This is a genomic window from Pseudomonas sp. Irchel 3E20, from assembly GCF_900187645.1.
GTDB lineage: Bacteria > Pseudomonadota > Gammaproteobacteria > Pseudomonadales > Pseudomonadaceae > Aquipseudomonas.
Genome location: NZ_FYEE01000007.1, coordinates 160,580 through 177,058, shown reverse-complemented (window position 1 = coordinate 177,058; position 16,479 = coordinate 160,580). Strand labels below are relative to the sequence as shown.

Sequence of the window (16,479 nt, the reverse complement as noted above, 5' to 3'; positions counted from 1 at the left end):
AGGCGTGGCCCAGGGATACTTATCTATTTTTCCCCGGGGCCACGCCGAGCCACTCAACGAGGCCTTTGCACCTGGTTACGCCAAGCGGTGGTCAGCTTGCCCGGGCGCAGCCAGAAGGCATCGGCATCCAGCACCCACAACGGGCTGACGGCGACCAGCCGGGTGAGCATGCCCGCCGGCCGGGGCCCCCAGGGCTCCAAGAACAGGGCCTTTTCCTTGGCAGTGAAGCCGGGCATGAGCTTGAGCAGCCCACCACCACGGCAAGAGAAATACACACTGGCACCGGCGACCGCGCTCTTTTCCAGCACCTGAGCACTAAAGGGAATGTCGGCCAGCGGCAGGTTGTTCATCAATCGGCGGTCCAGCGCGTCCACGTCCTGTTCGAGGCTATTCATGGTTTTGTAGAAATGATGCACGGCGGCCAACAGGTAGCCCTCGGGAAACACCGGCAGCGGCAACGGGTCGGCACCCGGGACGTTAACCGGCGCGATTGCCCCACCGGCCCCGGAGTAGAACAGCTCGGTGTAGCGTGCATCCCCCTCGCGCACCTCCAACGGGTCCACTGCCACATAGACGATCGATTGCCCCTGCCGACGCTCCAGGGCCGCGCCGGTGTATTCCTCGCCCTGGAACGGCCCGACCAGGCGCTGGGCATAGCGGGCGGCGTCGTCGAGGTGGGAGAACACCGGGCTGAGGGCGAAGCGATGGTCACTGGCAAACCACTCACCCGAGCCGATGTAGGGGTTCCAGTGCTGGGACACCACCGTGGTGTGAAACCAGAAATCACTGCCGCCCAGTACCTGCAACTTGCCGGCTGCGGCCACCTTGCGCACATAGTCGAGGGGGGTAAAGCCTCCCAGCGTCAGCAGTTGCTGGTACTGCAAGGCACCCTGGGGGCCGTTCCACAGCACCTGGGGCGCCACCGGCTCGTACTTCAACAGGGCGTTGTCGGCGCAGGATAAATACAAAGGCAAATGGCTGGGCTGGGCGGGGCTCTCGGCCTCGCCGTTACCGTTGCCGTTGCCGTAAACCTTACTGGCCACCAGGCCGAGGTTGAGGGCCTGAGGGGAGAAGAAGTGTTCGGCCACTTCCTGCGCCGTGTCCTTCTGCACTTTGCCAGTGCACAGGTAAACACCCTTGACGCCATAGCCCTGGGGCAGCCGTCCTTCGATGAACACCCGTTCCAAGCTCAAGGCCGCGGCGTTGCCCGCCGCCAGCGGCAGGGACGCCAGGTACTGCTCGGCCTTGGCCGACTTAAGGACGAAGCCAAAGCTCAAGCCCGCCCGTGGCGCCACGCGATGGGCGTGGCGCACCGCGTCTTCCATTTGCGTGAACACCGGGCTCAAGGGTGAGTCGAGTGTCGCCGGGCCGTCGCTCGCGGGTGCAAAGGGCGCCCAGTCGGCCGGGATGCGCGGCACGCCCCATAGCGGGCTGCCTGCCAGTACCCGCAGGTGGCCCGCCCGCCCCAGGCGCCGCACAAACTCGCTGGGGGCAAGGGTGCCGGCACGCATCTGCGCTTCGGCCTGGTTGTTCTTGAGGTGCAGGGTAGGTTCGCCAGCCGCCGAGAGCAGATACAACAGGGCCGTTTCCCGGGTGTTGTCACTGGTGAAGAACGCCAGCAGGGCACCGTCGGCGCAAAAGCGATATTCGGTGCGCGGGATCGGCGCCAGGGGCAAGTCTTCGCGGGTCAACGCGCCGTGCAGGAACTCGGTAGGGAACATCCCCTGGTAAACCGCGCACTCGTGGTGTGACAGAGGGAAATCCGGCTCCAGCACCGCCGCCGAGTGATAGCGCGCGACGATCTGGCTCCCCCCCAGAAACTGCCCGCTGGCCACCAGTTTGTTCAGCCGTACCCAACCGGGGTCGAAATTTTCCACCGCCATCACCAACGGCTCGGTGGCCACGAACAAACCATCGTTGCGCCGCAGGATCAACCCGCCATACACCTTGTCGGTACGCTGGGCCCAACGGGCGTGTGCATAGCGCGCCGCATCGTCCTGCCAGACAAATGCCGGCCCCAGGTGGCGGCGTTGCAGGCTCAGGTACGGTTGCCAATCCACCCCTACCCGGCCCTCTTCGTCCCAGTAGTCGCTGGTGGTCAGCACCGTCAGTTGGCCGGCCGCAGCGAACTGGGCGATGTAGCCCTCGAACGACAGCGCGCCACCGTCCAAGCGAGCCTGGAGCCCCTTCGGGCCAGCGTCGCCGCTTTCCTCATTGAATAGCGCCAGGCGCGCCTGGGGCTGGTACATCAGCAGGGCGCCATCCAGGGGCGCCACATACAAGCGCAACCCTGAAATATCGCGGTTACGCTGCATACCGTTGGCGCTGAACAACCCGGCGAACATATCCGCCGCCGACGCAAAATGGCGGCCCATTAGCGTCTGCAACACCCCGCTGGCATTAGGCAGCCAGTGCGTTGCGCAATACAGGCCATGGATCAGGAAGTCATCGCGCAGTTGCCGCGAACTACTGTCGCAGGCCCGATAGAGCGCGTCAGCCTGCGCGGCGGGGAACATGGCCGTGGCCACGTACTCTTCTTTGTCGACGGCCCTGAGGATTACCCCCAACCCCGTCGCCGCGCCACCATAACGGGTGCGCTGGCGCGCACAAGCATGTTCGAGGGCCGCCTGGGCGCTGGCGAACACCGGGCCCATGGCCGGCGGCTCGGCCACGGTGGCCAGGTCAATGCCCAAAAAGGGTATCCAGTCCGACTGCACCTTACCCGGTGCGCCCCACAGGCGGTTGCCCTGCACCACGGTCAACTCCCCACTGGTGGCCAACAGCGAGACCACGTCACTGGGCACCATCCGGCCGGCCACCAGGTCCTGGTACAGCAGGCTATCGCCCGGGGTCGGTTTGACCCGGGCGAACAACGCCCGTTGCGGGGCGGTGCCAAACCCCTGGTAAGCCAGCAGCACCTGCGGGTCGCCAGACAGGTACACCCGTGGCACCAGCTCTCGAATCAACGTCGCCTGGTAGATATCGCCGTCATTGAACATTTGCGCGGCCACCTGGTTCTGCTCGGGCGCCCAAAAAGCCCCCGAGATATCACCTGGCCAGCGCGAGGCGTACAAGGCGTGCAGGTGCGCGCCCTCGTTGAGCACGATGGGCACGCCCTGCTCGTCGAGAGGGTAAATGGCATCCAGGCTAAAGCGCGGCTTGGTGCTGGGGGTTGGCTCGGTGGCGGCATAGCGCTCGGCGCCAAGGTTGAGAATCGCGCCGGCAAACCCCTCGTCGCGGCGGGCGCCGATTTGCTGGTGGGCGTAGCGCGCGGCGTCGTCGGCGGTGATAAACACCGGCCCCAGCACCGGCCTTCGATACCGGGCAAAAGGCTGCCAGTCGAGGGTCACCCGGCCCTCCACATCCCACAGGGTGCTGCTGCGCATTACCTGCAAATGCCCCGCCGCCGCCACGCGCCGGACGAACTCGGTAGGGCTCAGGGTGCCAGCCTGCAACGCGTCGGCATCCCCGCCGTCACTGACCACGCCTTCGGGCGAAAGCGCATGCATCTGGTCTTCCAGGGGCGTCGCGCCAAACACATAGCGCAACTGCGCGCCGTCGCGGGTACTGATGTAGTGGGCGAAGGTTTCGGGCAGGCCGGCCCTGGCCTGGGCGATGGCCTGGGCAAATTCCAGGGGCGAGACAAACTGGCGGTACAGCCACTTCTCCCGGGTGCAGGCCTCATCGTCAGGCAGCAGTAAATGACAGACCGCCTCCAACCCAAACCCACGGGGTAATTCCGGCTGGCCGCGATCATCGGTGGCAAAGGCCCGGGCGGGGCTGAACAGGGGCAGCGTCGCGGGCGTGGCAGCGATCACCAACGGATCACTGACCACATACGCCTCGGCCTGCGCCTGCTTGAGCACAAACGCCACCTGCCTGGCGCCGGGATTTTCGAGCATCTGGTCATGGGCATAGCGGGCGGCGGTTTCTCGATCCTGGAACAGCCAGCTCAGTATCGGCTCGCGGGCGGCAGCGGAGACAAAAGGTGCATAAGCCGCCCATGTGGTAGGCAGCCTGCCCACCGAATCCTTCCACGCCACACTGGACAGCACCACCGTCAGCGCGCCCAACCCCGCCATTTTCGCGACGAACGACTCGACCGACAGATCGATCGCCCCCAAGGCCAGATGGGCCGTGGCATCACCGGCCAAGGTGCGGGCCAACCAGCGGCCGAACACCTGCTCCGGCTCGCTGCCCGTGCGCAGGTATTTGACCAGCGAGCCATCCGGGGCCGAATGATAGACCCCAGTGATACCGGCCCTGGCCTCGATCACCGCTTGGGCATCGCCGAACCTGAGCATGCTCATGTTCAGGTGGATGCGCTCATTCGACCAGGTGGGGTATTTGGCCTGGATCTCTTTGTAATGGTCGCGCGAGCCGTAGAAGTAAGCGGCATAGCGATAGCCCAACTGCTCCATGATGGCTTGCGAAATACCCTCCCTGAATGGCGCGCCCCAGAAGTCGTTGTCCTGGGTCAGCGGTACGGGCCGCGTGACGCAAAAAGTGCCATCGGTGTGTTGCAGCACATAGCTGAAATGGTTCTGGCCGCGCTTGCCCGCCAACTGATAGTGGGCGTGGCGCGCTGCATCGTCGGCACTCAAGAACGCGGGGCTGAGGGCTTCATGCAGGCGCTCGAAGGGCTGCCAGTCCTGGCTCACCGCGCCGGGACGTTCCCAGACGTCCCCCGTTTCCACCACGACCAGTTCACCGGCAGCGGCAACCTGGCGGACAAAATCCACCGGGCTCAGGCTGCCGTCCTCCAAGGCTTGCTGCAAGGGCTGGCCCTCACCGGCCATGAGCGCGGTTTCCGCCGGCGAGCCGCAAAACCGGTAGTGCAGCAACGCATGCCCCGGTGCCTGCACATACAGGCTCAACCCACGGGCCTGGTCTTGCAGGTAAGTGTCGGTGCGCGACTGGGTGATGGCAGCCGCCAACTCCTGGGGCGTAAAGAAGTTCTCCAGTAGCCACGCCCAGGTGGCCGGTTTGGGCGCCGCGGCCGCATCGGGACGATAGTAGATAGCCTCCAGGCGATAACCTGAGGGCAGCCTGGGCCTGCCGTCGGGGCGGCTGGGAAACAGCCCTTGCAGGGAAAACTGCGCCGAGGGCAGCACAAAGGGCACGGTCGCGATATACGCCTCCTGGTCCACGGCCCTGAGCACGAACACCACTTGCCGGCCACCGGGCCCGCGGGCCATGCCGGCCTGGGCGTGGTCGCGCACCCGAGCGAGCGTGTCGAACACGGGGCCAAATGCCGGTTGCAACACTGGCGCTTCAAACGGCTTCATCGGCTCCCAATCGCTGGGCACCTCACCCACGCTGCCGCCCCAGGCCTGGCTGGAGGCCAGGAACGTCAAGGTGCCCACCGAAGCGACTTTCCTCGCAAAGCCGTAATAGCCCTCGAAGGAGCCATCGTGCCCATGCTGCGCCAAGAGCCGATTGCCGGTTTTGAGCCACTCGACGAGCAGGCGTTCTTTGCCCGAACCACTGGGCACGTACTTGAGCAGAGCCCCATCCGGCCCGCTGAGATAGGCGGCCAAAAACAGCGCGCGCTCCTCATAGTTGACCACCACATCTGCCTCAGAAAAAAAGCTGACAAAAGCCGCTTTACGCTGCGCCGGCCACGTCGGCTCCAGGCCCGGTACGTGTTCGATATTGGGGTGGGAGTGGAAACTGCCAACGATGCGATAACCCGCCGGGTGCGCATAAAAACCATTGGGCTCTTGTTCCAGGATCGAGAGAAAGTGAAACCCTGTGTCGCTCCCGGCAAAGGGTTCGCTGGCAAAAAAAAACTTGTCCGAAAGCCGTTGCAAGATGACGCTGCCATATTCGACATCGCGCCTGTCACCCACCTGTTCATGGGCGTAACGCGCCGCATCGTCGGCGTTGGCAAACGCCGGGCTGAGCGGGGGCAATACGGCTCGATAGGCGGCAGTGGCCTGTTGCTGGGGTGAAAAATCCTTATCCATAAGTGCACCTGAAAAATATGAGGGATGACGCCAGCCCCCATCTTCAGGCGTTTGCCGCCGGCCATGACTTTACATAGTTAGTGCGCCGGCACCATCGCGGCGCGCCGCCACGCACCCCGCCTCGCCAAAGGCCCCCAATTGGTGCATGCCCGCGCCACACCACGGGCCAAACCCCGTCAAACACCGCCCCCGGCCATTCAGGCACAGCCCTTGCAAAAGGCCTTGCAGCGTTGCTGTCCGCCCCTTTAAAAAATTCGAGATCACGGAGATCGCACAATGAAGCGTCGTAGCTTGCTCAAGGCTTTCACCCTGTCGGCATCGATTGCCGCCATGGGCATGACCTGGACCGTCCAGGCCGCCGAGACCATCAAGGTCGGGATCCTGCATTCGTTGTCCGGCACCATGGCGATCTCCGAAACCTCCCTCAAAGACATGGCCCTGATGACCATCGACGAGATCAACGCCAAGGGCGGAGTGAACGGCAAGATGCTCGAAGCGGTGGTGGTGGACCCGGCCTCCAATTGGCCGCTATTCGCGGAAAAGGGCCGCCAATTGCTGACCCAGGACAAGGTCGCCGTGGTGTTCGGCTGCTGGACCTCGGTGTCGCGCAAATCCGTGTTGCCGGTGTTCGAGGAACTCAATGGCCTGCTGTTCTACCCGGTGCAGTACGAGGGCGAAGAGATGTCACCCAACGTCTTCTACACCGGTGCCGCGCCCAACCAGCAAGCGATCCCGGCGGTGGAATACCTGATGAGCGAAGAAGGCGGCGGCGCCAAGCGCTACTTCCTGCTGGGCACCGACTACGTCTACCCGCGCACCACCAACAAGATCCTGCGCGCCTTCCTGCAGGCCAAAGGCGTGGCCGCCAAGGACATCGAAGAGGTCTACACGCCATTCGGCCACAGCGACTACCAAACCATCGTCGCCAACATCAAAAAGTTCTCTGCCGGCGGCAAGACCGCCGTGATCTCCACCGTCAATGGCGACTCCAACGTGCCGTTCTACAAGGAACTGGCCAACCAGGGCCTCAAGGCCACAGAGGTGCCGGTGGTGGCTTTCTCGGTGGGCGAAGAAGAACTGCGCGGCATTGACACCCAGCCGCTGGTGGGCAACCTCGCGGCGTGGAACTACTTCCAGTCGGTAGAAAACCCGGCCAACGAAAAATTCGTCGCCGCGTGGAAAGCCTACGCCAAGGCCAAGAACCTGCCGGGCGCCGACAAAGCCGTGACCAACGACCCGATGGAAGCCACCTATGTGGGCATCCACATGTGGGCCCAGGCCGCGGAAAAAGCCAAGTCCACCGACGTCGACAAAGTCCGCGAAGCCCTCGGCGGGCAAACCTTCGCCGCCCCGTCGGGCTACACCCTGACCATGGACAAGAGCAACCATCACCTGCACAAACCCGTGATGATCGGCGAGATCCAGAACGACGGGCAGTTCTCCGTGGTGTGGCAAACCGAAGGCCCGATCCGCGCCCAACCGTGGAGCCCGTACATCCCGGGCAACGACAAGAAGCCGGACTATGCGGTCAAGAGCAACTGAGTGCAGCCGCTGATTGGCGAGGCAAAGGTTGTGTGGGAAGGGCTTATGTGGGAGCGGGCCTGCCCGCTCCCACACAGTCCCGCTGGCCCTTGCTCTCAGGCTTATTCCCACCCGGTTCCCTGCAAGGTTGTTGACTATGCCCACTGCCCTTTACCGCGTTCTGCTCGCCCTCGCCCTGCTGCTGCCCCTGGCCGCGCACGCCGGCGAGGCCGAGGACTTTGCCGGCGCCAACCCGGCGCAACAGGCCCGCTTGCTGCAAGCCTGGGCGGCGCAGCCTGAGCCTGCACGCGGGCCCCTGCTCGACAGCCTCCAGCAGGGCACGCTGACCGTGGACGGCCAGCCCAAAACCCTGCGCCTGAACAATCGCCTGCGCGGCCTGATCGACACCGCCCGCGCCAGCCATCAACTGCTCGCCAACGACGCCACGCTGCGTCTGGCCGCCGCCCGGCAACTGCAAAAAAGCGCCACGCCCGCGCAACTGGCCTGGCTCGACCGGCAACTGGCCGCCGAGCAGGATGACGACGTGCATGCCGCCCTGAGCCTGGCCCTGGCCAACCTGCAACTGGTGGACGCCAACCCGGCGGTGCGCCTGGCCGCCGTGCGCCTGCTGGGGGAAACCGGCGACCCTTTGGCCCGCACGCGCCTTGAAACGTTGTTGGAACCCGGCGTAGAAAACGACGCCGCGGTGCGCACCGCCGCCGAAACCAGCCTGGCCCAGGTCAAGCGCAAACTGCTGCTGGGCGAAGTGCTCGGCCAGGCCTTCAGCGGTTTGTCCCTGGGCTCGATCCTGCTGCTGGCGGCCCTGGGGCTGGCGATCACCTTCGGCCTGCTGGGGGTCATCAACATGGCCCACGGCGAGATGCTGATGCTCGGCGCCTACGCCACCTACGGCGTGCAATGGCTGATGCAGCGCTGGGCGCCCGAAGCCATCGCGTTCTACCCGTTGCTCGCGCTGCCGGTGGCGTTTTTCGTCACCGCCGCCATCGGCATGGCCCTGGAACGCACGGTGATCCGCCACCTCTACGGCCGGCCCCTGGAAACCCTGCTCGCCACCTGGGGCATCAGCCTGATGCTGATCCAACTGGTGCGCCTGCTGTTCGGCGCGCAGAACGTCGAAGTGGCCAACCCGGCGTGGCTCTCCGGCGGCGTGCAGGTGCTGCCCAACCTGGTGCTGCCCTACAACCGCCTCGTCATCATCGCCTTCGCCCTGTGCGTGGTGGCGCTCACCTGGCTGCTGCTCAACAAAACGCGCCTGGGCCTGAACGTGCGCGCCGTCACCCAGAACCGCAGCATGGCTGCCTGCTGCGGCGTGCCCACCGGGCGTGTGGACATGCTCGCCTTTGGCCTGGGCTCGGGCATCGCTGGCCTCGGCGGCGTGGCCCTGAGCCAGGTCGGCAATGTCGGCCCGGACCTGGGCCAGAGCTACATCATCGACTCCTTTCTGGTGGTGGTGCTCGGTGGCGTCGGCCAGTTGGCCGGCAGCGTCATGGCCGCGTTCGGCCTGGGCATCGCCAATAAAATCCTGGAACCGCAGATCGGCGCGGTGCTGGGCAAGATCCTGATCCTCGCGCTGATAATTCTGTTTATCCAGAAACGTCCGCAAGGCCTCTTCGCGCTCAAAGGACGGGTGATCGACTGATGAACCAGCCTTTATTACTGACCGCCAGCCAAAAGGCCGGCCCCAAGGTCACTGCCCTGGTGGGCACCGTGGTGTTGCTGGCGCTGCTGGCCCTGCCTGTGCTGTCGCTGTTGGCGCCGGAGCATGCCCTGCATGTCTCGGCGTACACCCTGACCCTGGTGGGCAAGATCCTTTGCTACGCCATCGTCGCCCTGGCCCTGGACCTGGTGTGGGGCTATGCCGGCATGCTGTCCCTGGGCCACGGCCTGTTCTTCGCCCTGGGCGGCTACGCCATGGGCATGTACCTGATGCGCCAGGCCTCGGGCGACGGCTTGCCGGCGTTCATGACCTTTTTATCGTGGAACGAACTGCCCTGGTACTGGGCCGGCACCGACCACTTCCTCTGGGCCTTGTGCCTGGTGGTGTTGGCGCCGGGGCTGCTGGCGCTGGTGTTCGGCTTTTTCGCGTTCCGCTCACGGATCAAGGGCGTGTACTTCTCGATCATGACCCAGGCCCTGACCTTCGCCGGCATGCTCCTGTTTTTTCGCAACGAAACCGGGTTTGGCGGCAACAACGGCTTCACCAACTTCCGCACGATCCTGGGTTTTGGCATTACCGAGCCCGGCACCCGGGCGGCCCTGTTCGGCGCCACCGTGCTGTTGCTGGTGGCCAGCCTGTGGCTCGGCTGGCGCCTGGCGCAGAGCAAGTTCGGCCGTGTGCTGACGGCCCTGCGCGACGCGGAAAACCGCCTGATGTTCTGCGGCTACGACCCGCGCGGCTTCAAGCTGTTCGTCTGGGTGTTGAGCGCGGTGTTGTGTGGCCTGGCCGGGGCGCTGTACGTGCCGCAAGTGGGCATCATCAACCCCGGCGAAATGTCGCCCACCAACTCCATCGAAGCCGCCGTGTGGGTCGCCCTCGGCGGGCGTGGCAGCCTGATCGGCCCGCTGCTGGGCGCCGGGCTGGTCAACGGCATGAAGAGCTGGTTCACCGTGGCCTTCCCCGAATACTGGCTGTTCTTCCTTGGGGCGCTGTTCATCCTCGTCACCCTGTACCTGCCCCGGGGTGTGATCGGGCTGCTGAAAAAAAGGGGCGAACAATGAGCGTCACGGCCACCGCGCAATTCATGCTTGAGCCTATCCTCGACGCGAACAAGGACGCCGGCAGCAGTCGCGACGCCATCGGCCTGGGCCAAGCGGCGGGCAAGGGCCTGAACACCCGCCACGGCACGATCCTGACCCTGGAAGACATCAGCGTCAGCTTCGACGGCTTCAAGGCCCTCAATGCCCTGAGCCTGTACATCGGCGTCGGCGAACTGCGCTGCATCATCGGCCCCAACGGCGCCGGCAAAACCACCCTGATGGACGTCATCACCGGCAAGACCCGCCCCAGCCACGGCCAGGCCTGGTTCGGCGAAACCCTGGACCTGACCCACATGAACGAAGTGCAGATCGCCCAGGCCGGCATCGGGCGCAAGTTCCAGAAACCCACGGTGTTCGAGGCCTTGAGCGTGTTCGAGAACCTGGAACTGGCACAGAAAACCGATAAATCCGTATGGGCCAGCCTGCGCGCGCGCCTCAGTGGCGAACAACGCGAGCGCATCGGCGAAGTGCTCGACACCATCGGCCTCAGCACCTCGGTGCATCGCCCGGCGGGGCTTTTATCCCACGGCCAGAAACAGTTCCTGGAAATCGGCATGCTGCTGATGCAAGACCCGCAACTGCTGCTGCTCGACGAACCGGTGGCGGGCATGACCGACGCCGAAACCGAATTCACCGCCGAGCTGTTCAAACGCCTGGCGGGCAAACACTCGCTGATGGTGGTGGAACACGACATGGGCTTTGTCGGCGCGATTGCCGACCACGTCACCGTGCTGCACCAGGGCTCGGTGTTGGCCGAGGGCTCGCTGGCGCAGGTACAGGCCGACGACAGGGTCATCGAAGTTTATTTAGGAAGATGAGAGCAGCGGCAAGTTAGGGGCGGGGCTGTTTTTTTGCGTTTGCTCTTACTTGCAGCTCAATCACTAGGAACGCCTATATGTTGCAAGTCGATCAGTTGCATCAGTTCTACGGCGGCAGCCATATCCTGCGGGGGCTGTCTTTTGAGGCGAAGGTCGGTGAGGTCACGTGCCTGCTGGGGCGCAACGGCGTGGGCAAGACCACCCTGCTCAAGTGCCTGATGGGCCTGTTGCCCGCCAAGGAAGGGGCAGTGCGGTGGGAGGGCCAGCCGATCACCGGGCTCAAGCCGCACCAACGGGTACACGCAGGCATCGCCTATGTGCCCCAGGGCCGGGAGATTTTCGGCCGGCTGAGCGTGGAAGAAAACCTGCTGATGGGCCTTTCGCGCTTTCCCGCCAGCGAGGCCAAAGAGGTGCCGGCCTTTATCTACGAACTGTTCCCGGTGCTGCTGCAAATGAAACAACGCCGCGGCGGCGACCTCTCGGGCGGGCAGCAACAACAACTGGCCATTGGCCGGGCGCTGGCCAGCCGCCCGCGCTTGCTGATCCTCGACGAGCCCACCGAAGGCATCCAGCCCTCGGTCATCAAGGAAATCGGCGCCGTCATCGCGCAACTGGCGGCCCGGGGCGACATGGCGATCCTGCTGGTGGAGCAGTTCTACGACTTCGCCGCCGAACTGGCCGACCAGTACCTGGTGATGTCCCGGGGCGAGATCGTGCAGCAGGGCCGTGGCGAAAATATGCAAGCCGAGGGTGTACGCGGCCTGGTTACCATCTAACCTGCTGCCAACCGAGCCAAGCCCAGACCATGAACCTGCCCGCCCCCACCGCCCTGTTCACCCCCAGTTGGCACGCCGAGCTGGAGCTGGGCTACGCGCGTTTTGGCGACAGCACGCGCCCGACCCTGCGCCGCCACCTCGGCCCGCTGCGGGTGCAAAAACACCTGTACGCCGAAGGCCCCCAGGTGTGCCAACACATCATCGTGCACCCGCCCGGCGGGATTGCCGGCGGTGATCGCCTGGCCATCCGCGCCCACGTCGGCGCCAATGCCTGGGCCCAGCTCACCAGCCCCGGCGCGGCCAAGTGGTATCGCGCAGCGAGCCCGGCCTACCAGAGCCTGCATTTGCAGGTCGAGACGGGCGCCACCCTGGAATGGCTGCCCCAGGAAACCATCGTGTTCAGCGCCGCCCAAGCCGAACTGCACACCCGCATCGAACTGCACGGCGACGCCCGGTTGTTCTACTGGGACGTGGTGGCGCTGGGGCGCCCGGCCAGTGGCGAACGTTTCGACCTGGGGCACTTGCAGGCCCACCTGGATATCCGCCGCGACGGCCGGTTGCTGTGGCACGAACGCCTGCGCATCGAGGGCGACGACGGTTTGCTCGACTCGCCCATCGGCCTGGACGGGCAACCGGTGTTCGCCACCCTGCTGGCCACCGGCGAGATCGACAGCGACCTGCTGCACGCCTGCCGCTCATTGCCCAACGCCGTGCGCGGCGACCTGACCCAATTGCCCGGCCTGCTGGTGGCCCGCTGCCTGGCCGGCGAAGCACTGCTGGCGCGCAACTGGCTGATCGATTTATGGAAACTGCTGCGCCCCGCCCTGCTGGGCCGCGAAGCCGTGGCCCCGAGGATCTGGGCCACATGAACAAGGGCTTTATCAGGGTGGGTGCTGTGGGAGCGAGCCTGCCCGCGATGGCGATGTAGCCTGCACTGACGCCATCGCGGGCAAGCCCGCTCCCACCGGGTGCTCACCGAACGCCCACACCGCTGCGCAGCCAACTGAACACTTTTTGACGGAACCGCCATGGACCTGACCCCACGCGAAAAAGACAAACTGCTGATTTTCACCGCCGGCCTGGTGGCCGAGCGGCGCCTGGCCCGGGGGGTGAAACTCAACTACCCGGAAGCCATCGCCTACATCTCGGCGGCGCTGCTCGAAGGCGCCCGTGACGGGCAGACCGTGGCCGAGTTGATGCACTACGGCACCACCCTGCTCGGCCGCGACCAGGTGATGCCCGGCATCGCCGAAATGATCCCCGAGATCCAGGTCGAAGCCACGTTCCCCGACGGCACCAAACTGGTCACCGTCCACCAACCCATCGCCTGAGGCGCACCATGACCTACCGCATCCGCGACGCGGTGCACGCCGACCTGCCGGCGCTGCGCGACATCTACAACGACGCCGTGCTCAACACCACGGCGATCTGGAACGACCAGCCGGTGGACCTGGGCAACCGCCAGGCCTGGTTCAGCGCGCGCCAGGCCCAGGGCTACCCGATCCTGGTGATCGCCGACGCCGACGGCAGCGTGCTGGGCTACGCCTCCTTCGGCGACTGGCGGCCGTTCGAGGGCTTTCGCCACAGCGTCGAGCATTCGGTGTACGTGCGCAGCGACCAACGCGGCAACGGCCTCGGCCCACAGTTGATGGCGGCGCTGATCGAACGCGCCAGAAGCTGCGGCAAACACGTGCTGGTCGCCGCCATCGAAAGCGGCAACGCCGCCTCGATCCGCCTGCATGAACGCCAGGGCTTCGTCACCACCGGGCAGATGCCGCAAGTGGGGGTCAAGTTCGGCCGCTGGCTGGACCTGACCTTTATGCAACTGATCCTCAACCCCGGCGCCCCGCCGCCGGCCAGCGCCCAGGAGGCCGCGCCATGACCGCCCAGGTACGCCAAGTCAACGCCGAAAGCTTCGCCTACTACCGCCAGGGCCTGGAGGAACTGCTGCTCGATGGGGTCGACCACGGCGCATCGGTGGGTTTCATGGCTGACCTGGACGAGGCCCAGGCCCGTGATTACTTCACCGGCGTACAGGCCAGCATCGAAGACGCCAGCCTGCTGCTGTGGGTGGTGCTGCGCGATGAGCGGGTGGTCGCCAGCGTGCAGTTGGCCCTGTGCCAGAAAGCCAACGGCCGCCACCGCGCCGAGGTGCAGAAACTGCTGGTGCACAGCCAAGCCCGCCGCCATGGCCTGGGCCAGCAACTGATGCGCACCCTGGAACAGGCCGCGCACCAGCAGCGGCGCGGCCTGCTGTACCTGGACACCGAGGCCGGCTCACCGGCCGAAGCCTTCTACCAGGCGTTGCATTACACCAAGGTGGGCGAGTTGCCCGACTACTGCCAAAGCCCGGACGGGCGCTACAGCCCGACCGCCATTTACTTCAAGACCCTGGGGCCTGCGGCATGATTCCTGGCCAATACCTGATCCAACCCGGCGATATCGAACTCAACGCCGGGCGCCGCACCCTGACCCTGACCGTGGCCAACAGCGGCGACCGGCCGATCCAGGTCGGCTCGCACTACCATTTTTTTGAAACCAACGACGCCCTCACCTTCGACCGCGCCGCCAGCCGTGGCATGCGCCTGAACATCCCGGCAGGCACTGCCGTGCGTTTCGAGCCGGGGCAACGCCGCAGCGTCGAACTGGTCGAGCTGGGCGGCGCGCGGCGGGTGTTCGGGTTTGCCGGGCGGGTAATGGGGCCCCTGTAGGGCAGCGGCAAGCTTCAAGCGGCAAGAAAGCGCAGTACGCGGCGCTCTCACGTTGCTTTTTATTTGAAGCTGGCCGCTGAAAACTTGCCGCTACGCTCCGCTTTTACTTGCCGCTTGCAGCTAAAAACTTGCAGCTAACCCCAGGAATTTATCTATGAAAATTTCCCGCCAAGCCTACGCCGATATGTACGGCCCCACCGTGGGCGATAAGGTGCGCCTGGCCGACACCGAGTTGTGGGTGGAGGTGGAGCAGGACTTCACCACCTATGGCGAGGAAGTGAAATTCGGCGGTGGCAAGGTGATCCGTGACGGCCAGGGCCAGGGCCAGTTGCTGGCCGCCGAGGTGGTGGACACCCTTATCACCAATGCGCTGATTATCGACCACTGGGGCATCGTCAAAGCCGACGTCGGCCTCAAGGACGGGCGCATCGCCGCCATCGGCAAGGCCGGCAACCCGGACATCCAGCCCAACGTGACCATCGCCGTCGGCGCCAGCACCGAGGTGATTGCCGGTGAGGGCATGATCCTCACCGCCGGTGGCGTCGATACCCACATCCACTTCATCTGCCCGCAGCAGATCGAAGAGGCGCTGATGAGCGGCGTGACCACCATGATCGGCGGCGGCACGGGGCCGGCCACCGGCACCAACGCCACCACTTGCACGCCGGGGCCGTGGCACCTGGCGCGCATGCTCCAGGCCGCCGACGCCTTCCCCATGAACATCGGCCTCACCGGCAAGGGCAACGCCAGCCTGCCCGAGCCGCTGATCGAGCAAGTCCGCGCCGGCGCCATCGGCCTCAAGCTCCACGAAGACTGGGGCACCACGCCGGCGAGCATCGACAACTGCCTGAGCGTGGCCGACCAGTTCGATGTGCAGGTGGCGATCCACACCGACACCCTCAATGAGTCGGGCTTCGTGGAAACCACCCTCGCCGCGTTCAAGGGCCGCACCATCCACACCTACCACACCGAAGGCGCCGGTGGCGGCCACGCGCCGGACATCATCAAGGCCTGTGGCCTGGCCAATGTGCTGCCCAGCTCCACCAACCCGACGCGGCCGTTCACCCGCAACACCATCGACGAGCACTTGGACATGCTCATGGTTTGCCACCATTTGGACCCGAGCATCGCCGAAGACGTGGCCTTCGCCGAAAGCCGCATCCGCCGCGAAACCATCGCCGCCGAAGACATCCTCCACGACCTCGGCGCGTTCTCCATGATTAGCTCCGACAGCCAAGCCATGGGCCGGGTAGGCGAGGTCATCACGCGCACCTGGCAAACCGCCGACAAGATGAAAAAACAGCGTGGCCCGCTGCCGGGCGACGGCGCGGGCAACGACAATTTCCGGGCCAAGCGCTACATCGCCAAGTACACCATCAACCCGGCGATCACCCACGGCATCAGCCATGAAGTGGGCTCGGTGGAAGTGGGTAAATGGGCCGACCTGGTGCTCTGGCGCCCGGCGTTTTTCGGGGTCAAGCCGACGCTGATCCTCAAGGGCGGCGCCATCGCCGCCAGCCTGATGGGCGACGCCAACGCCTCGATCCCCACGCCGCAACCGGTGCACTACCGGCCGATGTTCGCCAGCTACGGCAGCTCGCGGCACGCCACCTGCCTGACCTTCATCAGCCAGGCAGCGCTGGACGCCGGGTTGCCCGAAGCCCTGGGGCTGCAAAAGAAAATCGCCGTGGTTCGGGGCTGCCGCAACGTGCGCAAAACCGACCTGATCCACAACGACTACCTGCCCCACATCGACGTCGACCCGCAGACCTACCAGGTCAAGGCCGACGGCGTGCTGCTGTGGTGCGAACCGGCGGATGTGCTGCCCATGGCCCAGCGCTATTTTCTGTTTTGAGGGCATCTCCCCTATGGGCGCTGCCCCGAAAGTCGGCGCCCAGGCCTTGGC

12 protein-coding genes are annotated in these 16,479 nt (G+C 65.3%); 11 read left to right on the top strand and 1 reads right to left on the bottom strand.

What is annotated here, in order from left to right:
- Positions 1–53: 53 nt before the first annotated feature.
- Entirely contained in the window at positions 54–5,969 is a 5,916-nt protein-coding gene (locus tag CKW13_RS15095; RefSeq protein WP_095109425.1) for a DUF4329 domain-containing protein, read from the bottom strand.
- Between the two features lie 276 nt (positions 5,970–6,245).
- On the opposite strand from CKW13_RS15095, the gene urtA reads away from it, so the two are divergent.
- From urtA to ureC, 11 genes are all read left to right on the top strand, one after another.
- Entirely contained in the window at positions 6,246–7,511 is a 1,266-nt protein-coding gene (urtA, locus tag CKW13_RS15090; protein ID WP_095109424.1) for an urea ABC transporter substrate-binding protein, read from the top strand.
- Positions 7,512–7,647: 136 nt separating this feature from the next.
- Positions 7,648–9,150: an urea ABC transporter permease subunit UrtB gene (gene urtB / locus CKW13_RS15085; RefSeq protein ID WP_095109423.1), complete on the top strand. Its 1,503-nt coding sequence runs from the start codon at positions 7,648–7,650 to the stop codon at positions 9,148–9,150.
- A complete protein-coding gene (urtC, locus tag CKW13_RS15080) occupies positions 9,150–10,229 on the top strand; it encodes an urea ABC transporter permease subunit UrtC (protein ID WP_095109422.1) in 1,080 nt (359 codons plus the stop codon). The genes urtB and urtC overlap by 1 nt, the downstream gene beginning before the upstream one ends.
- Positions 10,226–11,086 (top strand): urea ABC transporter ATP-binding protein UrtD, encoded by an 861-nt coding sequence (urtD, locus tag CKW13_RS15075; protein ID WP_095109421.1) that lies wholly within the window; start codon positions 10,226–10,228, stop codon positions 11,084–11,086. Before urtC ends, urtD begins: the two co-directional genes overlap by 4 nt.
- Before the next feature lie 77 nt (positions 11,087–11,163).
- Positions 11,164–11,862, top strand: a complete 699-nt coding sequence (urtE, locus tag CKW13_RS15070; RefSeq protein WP_095109420.1) for an urea ABC transporter ATP-binding subunit UrtE — start codon at positions 11,164–11,166, stop codon at positions 11,860–11,862.
- Between the two features lie 29 nt (positions 11,863–11,891).
- Positions 11,892–12,731, top strand: a complete 840-nt coding sequence (locus CKW13_RS15065; protein ID WP_095109419.1) for an urease accessory protein UreD — start codon at positions 11,892–11,894, stop codon at positions 12,729–12,731.
- Positions 12,732–12,890: 159 nt separating this feature from the next.
- Positions 12,891–13,193, top strand: coding sequence for an urease subunit gamma (gene ureA / locus CKW13_RS15060; RefSeq protein WP_095109418.1), 303 nt, complete (start codon positions 12,891–12,893; stop codon positions 13,191–13,193).
- Positions 13,194–13,201: 8 nt separating this feature from the next.
- A complete protein-coding gene (locus CKW13_RS15055; RefSeq protein WP_095109417.1) occupies positions 13,202–13,744 on the top strand; it encodes a GNAT family N-acetyltransferase in 543 nt (180 codons plus the stop codon).
- Positions 13,741–14,271 (top strand): GNAT family N-acetyltransferase, encoded by a 531-nt coding sequence (locus CKW13_RS15050; RefSeq protein WP_095109416.1) that lies wholly within the window; start codon positions 13,741–13,743, stop codon positions 14,269–14,271. Before CKW13_RS15055 ends, CKW13_RS15050 begins: the two co-directional genes overlap by 4 nt.
- Positions 14,268–14,573 carry an urease subunit beta gene (locus CKW13_RS15045; protein WP_095109415.1) on the top strand — a complete coding sequence of 102 codons (306 nt, stop codon included), beginning with the start codon at positions 14,268–14,270 and terminating at the stop codon, positions 14,571–14,573. The genes CKW13_RS15050 and CKW13_RS15045 overlap by 4 nt, the downstream gene beginning before the upstream one ends.
- 154 nt (positions 14,574–14,727) lie before the next feature.
- Entirely contained in the window at positions 14,728–16,428 is a 1,701-nt protein-coding gene (gene ureC / locus CKW13_RS15040) for an urease subunit alpha (protein ID WP_095109414.1), read from the top strand.
- Positions 16,429–16,479 lie beyond the last annotated feature (51 nt).

Coding starts and splice junctions, on each gene's coding strand:
- urtD (WP_095109421.1), top strand. CDS start 10,226: ATGAGCGTCACGGCCACCGCGCAATTCATGCTTGAGCCTATCCTCGAC.
- urtB (WP_095109423.1), top strand. CDS start 7,648: ATGCCCACTGCCCTTTACCGCGTTCTGCTCGCCCTCGCCCTGCTGCTG.
- urtA (WP_095109424.1), top strand. CDS start 6,246: ATGAAGCGTCGTAGCTTGCTCAAGGCTTTCACCCTGTCGGCATCGATT.
- CKW13_RS15095 (WP_095109425.1), bottom strand. CDS start 5,969: ATGGATAAGGATTTTTCACCCCAGCAACAGGCCACTGCCGCCTATCGA.
- urtC (WP_095109422.1), top strand. CDS start 9,150: ATGAACCAGCCTTTATTACTGACCGCCAGCCAAAAGGCCGGCCCCAAG.
- ureA (WP_095109418.1), top strand. CDS start 12,891: ATGGACCTGACCCCACGCGAAAAAGACAAACTGCTGATTTTCACCGCC.
- ureC (WP_095109414.1), top strand. CDS start 14,728: ATGAAAATTTCCCGCCAAGCCTACGCCGATATGTACGGCCCCACCGTG.
- CKW13_RS15045 (WP_095109415.1), top strand. CDS start 14,268: ATGATTCCTGGCCAATACCTGATCCAACCCGGCGATATCGAACTCAAC.
- CKW13_RS15050 (WP_095109416.1), top strand. CDS start 13,741: ATGACCGCCCAGGTACGCCAAGTCAACGCCGAAAGCTTCGCCTACTAC.
- CKW13_RS15055 (WP_095109417.1), top strand. CDS start 13,202: ATGACCTACCGCATCCGCGACGCGGTGCACGCCGACCTGCCGGCGCTG.
- CKW13_RS15065 (WP_095109419.1), top strand. CDS start 11,892: ATGAACCTGCCCGCCCCCACCGCCCTGTTCACCCCCAGTTGGCACGCC.
- urtE (WP_095109420.1), top strand. CDS start 11,164: ATGTTGCAAGTCGATCAGTTGCATCAGTTCTACGGCGGCAGCCATATC.